Below are 10,882 nucleotides of genomic sequence, written 5' to 3'. Positions count from 1 at the left end.
CGGGGCCGCACTCTTCCTCCCCACGGCGGGGGTTCGATCAGAGGTTCGGGAACCAGAGGCCGATCTCGCGCTCGGCCGACTCGGTCGAGTCGGAGCCGTGCACGAGGTTCTGCTGGACCTTGAGGCCCCAGTCGCGGCCCAGGTCGCCGCGGATCGTGCCCGGGGCGGCGGCCGTCGGGTCGGTCGCGCCCGCCAGGGAACGGAACCCGGCGATGACGCCCTGGCCCTCGGCCACGACCGCGAGGACGGGACCGGAGAGCATGAACTCCACGAGGGGCGCGTAGAACGGCTTGCCCTCGTGCTCGGCGTAGTGCTGCGCGAGCACCTCGGTGGTGGCGTGCTGGAGCTCGACGGCCGCGAGCGTGTAGCCCTTGGCCTCGATGCGCCGCAGGATCTCGCCGGACAGGCCCCGGCGGACGCCGTCGGGCTTGACGAGGACGAGCGTGCGCTCGACGGTGACGGTGGTCGGTTCGGTCATGCGGTCACCCTATCGGCGCGACCGCCCCCGCCCGGACCGGTCCCCCGCGAGAGGGGACCGGACCGGCGTCAGGTGTTGGGCGCGGTCTCCGGGTGCTCCGCGTCGTAGGCGGCGCGCTCGGTGTCGACCCGCTCGCCGAGGCGCAGCGCGACGAACCACATGACCACGAAGATGCCGCCGACGAGGTACATCATCGGCAGGAGCAGCCCGAGGGCGAGCACCGGCACCTGGACGACCGTCCCGGCGACGTAGCCGCCGGGCCGCGTCACCATGCGCGACAGCACCATGAGGACGACGAACAGCACGCCGGTGAGGGTCCACATCGCGGCGGTCGAGTCCAGGACGAGCAGCCCCTTCTCGAACACCGAGTCGCGCAGCCCGAACATCGCGAGGGCCGCGAACGCCACGACGAACGCCTCGAGCTGGAGCACCGTCGAGGCGAACTGGGGCTTGGCCGCCTTGCGCGGGGTGATCCGGTCCCCGGGGACGGGGCGGTCGTCCTTCTTCCTGCTGCTCACCGTTCCAGGATATCCGCCACCGGGCGCGCCTCGGCCCCGGCGACGTCCGCGGCGGACCCGGCGGTGCCCGTCGCGGCCGGGAGGTCCGCGGGGTCGGTGACGGCCTCGCCGCGCGCGACCATCCCCGCGACGTCGGACAGCTTGATGACGGGCAGGAAGAAGGCGAGCACCAGACCGACCAGCACGAGCGGCACCAGGTACCAGAACGACGGTGCGAGGGCGTTCGCGAAGGCGTCGACGACGCCGGACTTCAGCGGCTCCGGGAGCGCCTGCACCTCGGCCGGGGTCAGGCTCTCCCCGCCCGGCGCCACGCCCGTCGGCACGCCGGCGAACACCTCGGCCAGGTTGTCGGTCAGCCGCGTGGTGAAGATGGTGGTGAACAGCGCGGTGCCCACCGCGGCACCGATCTCGCGGAAGAAGTTGTTCGCGCTGGTCGCGGTGCCGAGCTCGCGCGGGTCGACCGCGTTCTGCACGGCCAGCACGATGATCTGCATGACGAGGCCCATGCCGGCGCCGAGCGTGAAGATCATCGCGCTGAAGAGCCACATCGACATGTCGCCGGACATCGTGGTCATCCACGCCATCGCCAGGGCGACCACCGAGAGACCGACGATCGGGTACGCCTTGTAGCGGCCCGACTTCGAGACGGCGACACCGGAGACGATGGACGTCAGCATGACGCCCGCCATCATCGGCAGCATGAGCCAGCCGGACTCCGTGACCCCGGCACCCGTGGACATCTGCAGGAACGTCGGGACCATCGCCATCGCGGAGAACATGCCCATGCCCAGCACGAGCCCGATGAGCGTGGTGATGGTGAAGGTGCGGTTCCTGAAGAGGCGCAGCGGGATGAGCGGCTCGGCCGCACGGTTCTCGACGACGACGAAGGTCGCGACGGCGGCGAGGGTGGCGACGACGAGGCCGGTCAGGCGCCAGTCGGACCAGTCGTAGCCGTCCCCGGCGATCGACTCCCAGCTCGTGAGGAGCACGATGCCGGTGGTCGCCACGGCCATCGAGACGATGCCGGCCCGGTCGACCGGCCGGGAGGAGCGGTGCGAGGGCAGCTTCAGCGTGTACCAGGCGACGGCGAACGCGGCGATGCCCACGGGGATGTTGAGCCAGAAGGCCCAGCGCCAGCCGGGACCCTCGGTGAGCCAGCCGCCCAGGAGCGGGCCGAGCACGGCCGAGACGCCGAACAGCGCGCCGAGCGGACCCATGTACCTGCCACGCTCGGAGGCGGGGACGATGTCGGCGATGATCGACTGCGACAGGATCATCAGCCCGCCGCCGCCGAGACCCTGGACGGCACGCCAGGCGACGAGCGCGCCCATGGAGTCGGCGAACCCGGCGCCCGCGGACGCGAGCGTGAACAGGCCGATCGCGACGAGGAACGGCCAGCGGCGGCCGTAGAGGTCGCCGAACTTGCCGTACAGCGGCATGGCGATCGCCACGGCCAGGATGTAGGCCGTGATGACCCAGCCCTGGTGGGAGACGCCGTGGAGCTCGCCCACGATCGTGGGCATCGCGGTGCCGACGATCGTCTGGTCGAGCGAGGACAGGAACATCGACGCCAGCAGGGCGCCGAAGATCAGCCAGACGGTGCGCTGGTCCAGCACCACCAGCGGTTTGTCGGGAGCGGTCGGGTCGGCGTGGCTCATGGGGTACCTCGGGTCGTGGCGCGGGCGCCGGTGGGGAGGGAGGGGACCTCGGGGCGGGGCCCACGCGTGGTGCGGGCCGCCGTCCGACGGGTCAGGAGGTGAAGATCGCGCCGAGCCGGTCGACGGCGACGGGGACGTGGTCGCCGACGTCGCCCTCGCGGCCGGTCCGGTCCCAGTCGTCCATCGCCGCGCGGGCGACGACGAAGACGACCATGGTGCAGGTCTCGGGATCGGCGGGGAGCGGGACGACCGCGTGACGGCGCTCGAAGAGGCCGACGACATGCGACTTGTGGCGCTCGAACCAGGCGAAGTGCCGACCGAGCAGGCGGGGCTCGCGCTCCAGGATCTCGAGCGTCTGCGCGACGGCCTGGGGCGCGTGCCCGACGAGGGCGTCCAGGAGCCCGCGCACCAGGGGGTCGAGGTCGGCGAGGAGGCGTCCGGTGGGGCCCCCGGCGACGAACTCCTCGCGGACGTGCGGGTCGAGGTCGAACGAGCCCTGGCCGAGCACGGCGTCGTCCTTGGACTCGAAGTAGTTGAAGAACGTGCGCGGCGAGATCTCGGCCGCGGCGGCGATCTCCTCGACGGTCACGGCGTCGAGGCCGCGGTCGAGGACGAGCAGGCGGGCCGCGTCGGCGATGCGGGCGGCGCGGGCGCGCTTCTTGCGCTCGCGCAGTCCGGTGGGGTCGGCAGGGCTCACCGGCCCATCTTGCACCCCGTGCAACTTTGCAGTCAATGCAGATGATGTGACGTGCGTCAGACCTCGCCGAACCCGCCCTCGATGAGCCCCCGCACCAGCGCCACCGCCCCCTCGGCCCCCGGCCCCCGCGCCGCCACCGTGACGACCTGCCCCTCCGACGTGCCCAGCGACATCAGCTGCAGCACGCTCGAGGCGTCCGCCCCGTCGATCGTCACCGTCACCCCGAGCTCCGCCGTCGCCCGGGCCACCACGGCCGCGGGGCGCGCGTGCAGGCCCAGGGGGTTGCGGATCCGCACCGCCGCCGTGACGTCGTCGGCCGACGACGGCGCCGCGGGACGGCCGACGACCTCGCCCGGGACCGTCGTGGCCACCGCCGCGGGCGAGTCCGAGGCCGTCGCCTCGACCAGCTCCAGCACGGGGCCCGCGCCGATCGACCGGACCGCGTCCTGGGCCGACCCCGCGACCGCCTCCAGCCCCGCGCCCTGCTGCGCGGTCACCGCGGCGGCCACCGCCCCCTCGACGAACGGCGCCGAGACCAGCCGGGCCCGGCGCGGCAGGTCGGGGTCCAGCTCGAACGCGCTCTCGACGGTCAGCACCGCCGAGCCCAGGTCCGCGAGCACGACCGCACCGTCGACCTCGGCCAGCACCTCGGCCAGCACCCCGACCACCTTGTCGAACGACGTGCCGAGCCCGCCGTCCGGGCCGCCCGCGGCGCAGCGCACCACGACGTCCGGGGCCATCTGCGCGGCCAGCTCGGCCGTGCCCTCGGCGAGCCGCACGGAGTGCGACACCAGCACCAGACCGACCGTCACGACGCTCCCGCCTGCTCCGCGGCCGTCACGGCGGCCGCCAGGACCAGGGCCGTCGAGCAGGCGCCCGGGTCCTGCGTGCCCGCGCTGCGCTCCCCCAGGTAGGAGGCGCGGCCCTTGGTGGCCGTCATCGGGATCGTGGCCAGCGCCCCGGCTCCGGCCGCGTCCGCCGCGGCCCGCAGCACGACCAGGGCGTCCCCGCCGTCCACGACCTCCCCCGCCGCCTCGACGGCCGGGTGCCACGCGTCCACCATCGTCTTGTTCCCCGGCACCGCGTGCCCCCGCGACGCGATGCCCTCGGCGGCGGCCTCCACCAGCGCCAGGACGCCCGCGGCGTCCAGGACCGGGCGCGCCGTCACGCGGGAGGCGTGCAGGAACGCCGTCCCGTACAGCGGCCCGGCGGCGCCGCCCACCGTCGACATCAGCGTGGTCGCGACGAGCTGGAGGACCTGCCCCACCGTCTCCAGCGCCGCGCCGTCGGGTCCGTCGAGACGTGCGACGACGGCGGTGAACCCGCGGTCCATGTTGACGCCGTGGTCGCCGTCGCCGATGAGCCGGTCCAGCTCGGTCAGCTCGTCGCGGTGCGCGCGCACGTCCGCGGCCGCGCACCGCACCCAGCGCACCGCCCACTCGACGTCGAGGGCCGTCACCATGCGAGCGCCGCGGTCCGCACGGGCGCGTCCCACAGCTCGGTGAGCTCGTCGTCCAGCACGGCCACCGTCACGGACGCGCCCTGCATCTCCAGGGACGTCACGTAGGAGCCGACGAGCGAGCGCACGACCTCCACGCCCCGCGCCTCGACGACCTCCCGGGCGCGCGCGTACGTGCCGTACAGCTCGCTGAGCGGCGTGCCGCCCATGCCGTTGACGAACAGCAGGACCTGCTCGCCGCCGGTCGTCCCCAGGTCGTCGAGCACGGCGTCGATCAGCCGGGTCGCGATGTCACGGGCCCCCGAGGCGGGGATGCGGTGCCGGCCGGGCTCGCCGTGGATGCCGATCCCGATCTCCACCTCGTCGTCGGGCAGGTCGAAGCTCGGCCGACCGACGTGCGGGACGGTGCACGCGGTGAGCGCCACCCCCATGGTCCGCACCCGGGCCACGGCACGCCGGGCGACCTCCGCGACCCCGGCGAGCGAGTCGCCACGTGCGGCGGCGGCCCCGGCGACCTTCTCGACGAACAGCGTGCCCGCGACCCCGCGGCGGCCCGCCGTGTACATCGAGTCCTCGACGGCGACGTCGTCGTTGACGAGCACGCTCTCCACCCGCACGCCGTCGATCTCGGCGAGCTCGACCGCCGTCTCGAAGTTGAGCACGTCACCGGTGTAGTTCTTCACGACGGCCAGCACCCCGGCCCCGCCGTCGGCGGCCTTCAGCGCGGCGGCCACCTGGTCGGCCGTCGGCGAGGTGAACACCGCCCCGGGGACGGCGGCGTCGAGCATCCCCGACCCCACGAACCCGGTGTGCAGCGGCTCGTGGCCCGAGCCGCCGCCGCTGACCACGCCCACGTGGCCCGGCGGCGTCCCGCCCTTGCGCTGCACGTAGGTCGGGTCGTGGTGCACGGTCAGGAGGTCCGGGTGCGCCGCGGCCAGTCCCTGCAGCGCGTCGGTCACCGCCTCGGCCGGGTCGTCCAGCAGCTTCTTCATCGCCCTAGCACCCCTTTCACGGTCGTTCCGTCACCATCCAACACCCGCCGGGCGTCGCACGCAGCGCCCGGTCGGCCCGCCGTGCGCGGCGGGCCGACCGGGTGCGCCTCACGGACGGCCGAGGAGGATGCGCGCGTCGGCGACGGTGACGACCGAGCCGGTCACGACGACGCCCGTACCGGTGCCGACGCCCACCACGTCGTCGGCCTCGGCGAGGTCGGTGGCGACCTGGAGCGCCTCGTCGAGCCGCTCGGTGACGTGCACGCGGTCGTCGCCGAACACGTCGCGCGCGACCTCGGCGACGTCGTGCGGGTCCGCGGACCGCGGCGACGAGGACCGGGTGATCACGACGTGGGAGAACGCGGGCTCGAGCTCGGCGAGCAGCCCCTCGGCGTCCTTGTCGGCCATGAGCCCGACGACGCCGACGACGGTGCGCAGGGTGAACGCCTCGTCCAGCGCCGCGACGAGGGCGCGGGCGCCGTGCGGGTTGTGGGCGACGTCCACGAGCACCGTGGGGCTGGAGCGCACCAGCTCGAGGCGGCCGGGCACGGAGACGTCGGCGAACGCCGTCTCCACGACACCGCCGTCGAGGGCGCGCCCGCCGAGGAGCTGCTCGACGGCGGCCAGCGCCAGGAGCGCGTTGTGCGCCTGGTGCTCGCCGTGCAGCGGGACGAACACCTCGGTGTAGGTCGCCGCAGGGGTGCGCAGCGCGACGAGCTGTCCGCCGACCGCGACGCGGCGGTCCACGACCGCGATGTCGTCGTCCTCGGCGAGGAGCCGCGCGCCGACCTGGGCGACCCGGTCGCGCAGGACCTCGTCGACCTCCGGGAGCTGGGCGGCGGACACGGCGGTCGCGCCGGGCTTGACGATGCCCGCCTTGACCGACGCGATCTCCGCGGGCGTCGAACCGAGCCACTTCTCGTGGTCGATCCCCACCGGTGTGATCACCGCGACCTCGCCGTCGGCGGTGTTGGTGCAGTCCCACGTGCCGCCCATGCCGACCTCGACGACGGCGACGTCCACGGGCGTGTCCGCGAACGCCGCGAACGCCATCGCGGTGAGCACCTCGAAGAAGTGCAGGGGCGACTTGCCGGCAGCGGTGAGCTCGGCGTCGACGATCTGCACGTACGGGTGGACGTCGTTCCACACGTCGACGAACCGGGCGGCGCTCAACGGCTCGCCGTCGACCTGGATGCGCTCGGTCACGCTCGTCAGGTGCGGCGAGGTGAACAGGCCGGTGCGCAGGCCGTGCTCGCGCACCAGCCGCTCCGTCATGCGCGCGGTCGACGACTTGCCGTTGGTGCCCGTGAGGTGCACGACCCGGAACGCGTGCTGCGGGTCGCCGAGCATCTCGAGCAGGCGGCCGACGCGGTCGTCGATCGTCGGGTCGACGTCGTGCTCCGGCGCGCGGGACACGATGTGCTCGTAGACCCGCTGGAGGTCCGCCCGGGCCGCCGCGTCCTCCGCGGCGGCGCGGGCCGCCTTCCGCTCGGCCGCACGGGCCTGGGCGTCCTTGCTCACGCGTCCTCCTTGGCGACGCGGACGACGCGCTCGGCGCCGTCCGTCCCGGTGACGGCCAGGGTGGCCGCCAGGGTCTCGCGCATGACGAGGTCGCGGTGCGCCTCGACGTCCGCGACGTGCGCGGCCGGGACGTCGAGCTCCAGCGCGATGCGGTCGCTCACCTCCAGGCCGGCGGCCTTGCGCGCGTCCTGCACGTCGCGGACGACGTCACGGGCGTAGCCCTCGGCACGCAGGGCGTCGTCGAGCGCGAGGTCGAGGACGACGAACCCGCCGCCCGGCAGGACGCTCGCGGCGACCTCTCCCCCGCCGGCCTGCTCCCCCACGACGGTCGTCAGCTCGTACTCCGTGGCGAGCATCTCGACGGGGCCGTCGTCGGTGGTCACCACGACGACGCCGTCCGCGTCGCGCGTCCACGCACCGGCCTTGGCGGCCTTGATGACCGCCTGCACGCCCCGGCCGAGGCGCGGTCCGGCGGCGCGGGCGTTGACGGCGAGCCGCTCGGTGATGCCGAACCGCCCGGACGCCTCCGCGTCGGCCGTCACCAGGTCCACGGCCTTGACGTTGAGCTCGCCCGTGAGCAGCCCGACGTAGTCCGCGAGCGCCTCCGGGTCGGGCACCGCCACGGTGAGGCGGGCGAGCGGCTGGCGCACGCGGAGCTGGTGGGCCTTGCGCAGCGCGAGGGTCGTGGACACCACGGCGCGGACCTCGTCCATGGCGGCGACGAGGGCGTCGTCGGCCACGAGGGCGGGCTCGGCGGTGGTGGGCCAGTCGGCGAGGTGCACGGAGCGCCCGCCGGTGAGGCCGCGCCAGATCTCCTCGGCCAGGAGCGGGGCGAGCGGCGCCATGACGCGCGTCAGGGTCTCCAGCGCGGTGTGCAGGGTGTCGAACGCGTCGGGGTCCTCGGCCCAGAAGCGGTCACGCTGGGTGCGCACGTACCAGTTGGTGAGCACGTCGAGGTGCTCGCGCACCGTCTCGCAGGCGCCCGCGATGTCGTAGGCGTCGAGCTGGGCGGTGACGGTGGCCACGAGGTCGTGGGTGCGGGCGAGCAGGTAGCGGTCCAGCGCCGGCAGGCCGGGCACGCGCTCCGCGGTGACCGGCTGCGCGACGTAGCCGGTGCCCGCGTCCGTGGTGCCGGTCGCGCTGTTCGCGTACAGGGTGAAGAAGTAGTAGGTGCTCCACAGGGGCAGCAGCACCTGGCGGACGGCGTCGCGGATGCCCTCCTCGGTGACGACGAGGTTGCCGCCGCGCAGGATGGGGCTGGCCATGAGGAACCAGCGCATCGCGTCGGAGCCGTCGCGGTCGAAGACCTCGTTGACGTCCGGGTAGTTGCGCAGGGACTTGCTCATCTTGCGGCCGTCGGAGCCGAGGACGATGCCGTGGGAGATCGCGGAGCGGAACGCGGGCCGGTCGAACAGGGCGGTGGCCAGGATGTGCAGCGTGTAGAACCAGCCGCGGGTCTGGCCGATGTACTCGACGATGAAGTCGCCCGGGTAGTGGTGCTCGAACCAGTCGGCGTTCTCGAACGGGTGGTGGACCTGGGCGTACGGCATGGACCCGGAGTCGAACCAGACGTCGAGGACGTCCTCGACGCGGCGCATGGTGGAGCGGCCCGTCGGGTCGTCCGGGTTCGGGCGGGTCAGCTCGTCGATGAACGGGCGGTGCAGGTTCGGCTGCCCGTCGGCGTCCAGCGGCAGGCGGCCGAAGTCCCGCTCCAGCTCGGCGAAGGAGCCGTACACGTCGGTGCGGGGGTAGGTCGGGTCGTCGCTGACCCACACCGGCACGGGCGAGCCCCAGAACCGGTTGCGGGTGATCGACCAGTCGCGGGCGCCCGCGAGCCACTTGCCGAACTGGCCGTCCTGGATGTGCTCCGGCGTCCAGGAGATCTCCTGGTTGAGCTCCAGCATGCGGTCCTTGATCTTGGTGACCTCGACGAACCACGACGACACGCCCATGTACATCAGCGGCTGCCGGCAGCGCCAGCAGTGCGGGTAGGAGTGGTCGTAGGTCTCGCGGCGCAGCAGCACCGTGCCCGCGGTGACGGATCCCGTCTCGGCCTCGCCGCGGGTGGCGGCCTTGAGGTGGTCGATGATCGGGCCGTTCGCGTCGAACACCTGCAGGCCCGCGTACTCGTCGACGGGGTGGACGAACGTGCCGTCCGCCTTGACCGGCATGACGGACGCGACGCCCTCGCGGTCGCAGACGATCTTGTCGTCCTCGCCGAACGCGCCCGCGGAGTGCACCAGGCCGGTGCCGTCCGTGGTGGTGACGAAGTCGGCGGCGACGACGCGGTGCGCGTTCTCGTGGCCCTGGTAGTAGGAGAACGGCGGCGTGTACGACGTGCCGAGCATCTCGGCGCCCGTGAGGCGGGCGACCACCCGCGGCTCCTCGGTGCCGTCGTCGGTGAGCTCGCGGGCGAACGCCGCCACGCGGGCCTCGGCCAGCACGTACCGCTGGACGGTGCCCGTGAACGCGGACTCCACGACGACGTAGTCGATGTCCTCGCCCACCATGACCAGCAGGTTCGAGGGCAGGGTCCACGGGGTCGTCGTCCACACGAGCAGCTTGTCGCCGGCGCGCAGCACGCTGCCGGCGGGCACGTCGAGGACGTCCAGCCCGACGGTGACCGCCGGGTCCTGACGGTTCTGGTAGACGTCGTCGTCCATGCGCAGCTCGTGGTTGGACAGCGGCGTCTGGTCGTTCCAGCAGTACGGCAGCACGCGGAAGTCGGAGTAGACGAGGCCCTTGCGGTACAGCTCCGAGAACGCCCACATCACCGACTCCATGTAGTCGGGGTTGAACGTCTTGTAGTCGTGGTCGAAGTCGACCCAGCGCGCCTGGCGGGTCACGTAGTCGCGCCACTCGGACGTGTACCTCAGCACCGACGCGCGGCACGCGTCGTTGAACGTGCCGATGCCGAGCTCGACGATCTCGTCCTTCGTCTTGATGCCGAGCTGGCTCATCGCCTCCAGCTCCGCGGGCAGGCCGTGGGTGTCCCAGCCGAAGCGGCGCTCCACGTGCTTGCCGCGCATCGTCTGGTAGCGCGGCACGACGTCCTTGACGTAGCCGGTCAGCAGGTGGCCGTAGTGCGGCAGGCCGTTCGCGAAGGGCGGGCCGTCGTAGAAGACGAACTCGTTCTCGCCGTTCTCGCCCGCCGGGTTCTTCGCCACCGACGCCTGGAACGTGTCGTCGGCCTCCCAGTAGGCCAGCACGTCGCGCTCGATGTCCGGCAGGCGCGGGGACGCAGGGACGCCGGCGATGCCGAACGCCTCCCCGGGGGTGCCGGAGGGCTCGGACGAGCGGTGCAGGGGATAGGCCATGGGTGGGCTCCTGAACGAACGGTCGGGCGGTGGTTCGGGTCGTCGTGCAGCCACGAGGACGACGACGGCGCCCGGCGCCCTGAGGACGCCCGGCCTGCCGGGCCGCGGTACCACCCCGCTTGCGGACCCGACTCGGGTCCGCCGCTCGTTGACGGCTGTGACGGGCCTACCCGTCCGGTTCTACTGGGCGCCCGCGTGCCGCGGGGCCGTTCTTCCGGAGGCTCGCCGGTGATGGCCGGGTC

Annotated in this window: 9 protein-coding genes; all 9 read right to left on the bottom strand. The window is 73.3% G+C overall.

Annotated elements, in window-relative coordinates; genetic code table 11:
* Window positions 1-37: 37 nt before the first annotated feature.
* Window positions 38-478, bottom strand: coding sequence for a nucleoside-diphosphate kinase (gene ndk, locus ATJ88_RS07000; protein WP_098463197.1), 441 nt, complete (start codon window positions 476-478; stop codon window positions 38-40).
* Window positions 479-546: 68 nt separating this feature from the next.
* The gene (locus ATJ88_RS06995; RefSeq protein WP_245852200.1) at window positions 547-996 is read right to left on the bottom strand and encodes a DUF4233 domain-containing protein; all 450 of its coding nucleotides are present in this window, start codon (window positions 994-996) and stop codon (window positions 547-549) included.
* Window positions 993-2,654, bottom strand: a complete 1,662-nt coding sequence (locus ATJ88_RS06990; protein ID WP_098463196.1) for an MDR family MFS transporter — start codon at window positions 2,652-2,654, stop codon at window positions 993-995. Before ATJ88_RS06990 ends, ATJ88_RS06995 begins: the two co-directional genes overlap by 4 nt.
* Window positions 2,655-2,745: 91 nt before the next feature.
* Window positions 2,746-3,351 (bottom strand): TetR/AcrR family transcriptional regulator, encoded by a 606-nt coding sequence (locus ATJ88_RS06985; RefSeq protein WP_098463195.1) that lies wholly within the window; start codon window positions 3,349-3,351, stop codon window positions 2,746-2,748.
* 56 nt (window positions 3,352-3,407) lie between these two features.
* Window positions 3,408-4,163: a dihydroxyacetone kinase phosphoryl donor subunit DhaM gene (gene dhaM / locus ATJ88_RS06980; protein WP_098463194.1), complete on the bottom strand. Its 756-nt coding sequence runs from the start codon at window positions 4,161-4,163 to the stop codon at window positions 3,408-3,410.
* Complete coding sequence (gene dhaL, locus ATJ88_RS06975) at window positions 4,160-4,813, bottom strand: dihydroxyacetone kinase subunit DhaL (RefSeq protein ID WP_098465183.1); 654 nt, start codon at window positions 4,811-4,813, stop codon at window positions 4,160-4,162. Before dhaL ends, dhaM begins: the two co-directional genes overlap by 4 nt.
* On the bottom strand, window positions 4,807-5,802 hold the full coding sequence (gene dhaK / locus ATJ88_RS06970) for a dihydroxyacetone kinase subunit DhaK (protein ID WP_098463193.1): 996 nt from the start codon (window positions 5,800-5,802) through the stop codon (window positions 4,807-4,809). Before dhaK ends, dhaL begins: the two co-directional genes overlap by 7 nt.
* Window positions 5,803-5,910: 108 nt before the next feature.
* Entirely contained in the window at window positions 5,911-7,323 is a 1,413-nt protein-coding gene (locus ATJ88_RS06965) for a bifunctional folylpolyglutamate synthase/dihydrofolate synthase (protein WP_098463192.1), read from the bottom strand.
* On the bottom strand, window positions 7,320-10,640 hold the full coding sequence (ileS, locus tag ATJ88_RS06960) for an isoleucine--tRNA ligase (RefSeq protein WP_098463191.1): 3,321 nt from the start codon (window positions 10,638-10,640) through the stop codon (window positions 7,320-7,322). The genes ATJ88_RS06965 and ileS overlap by 4 nt, the downstream gene beginning before the upstream one ends.
* Window positions 10,641-10,882 lie beyond the last annotated feature (242 nt).

The sequence above is a fragment of the Isoptericola jiangsuensis genome (assembly GCF_002563715.1).
In the GTDB taxonomy this organism is placed as follows: domain Bacteria; phylum Actinomycetota; class Actinomycetes; order Actinomycetales; family Cellulomonadaceae; genus Isoptericola; species Isoptericola jiangsuensis.
Note: the sequence above shows the minus strand (reverse complement) of the source record. Positions and strands in the feature narration are given on the sequence as shown.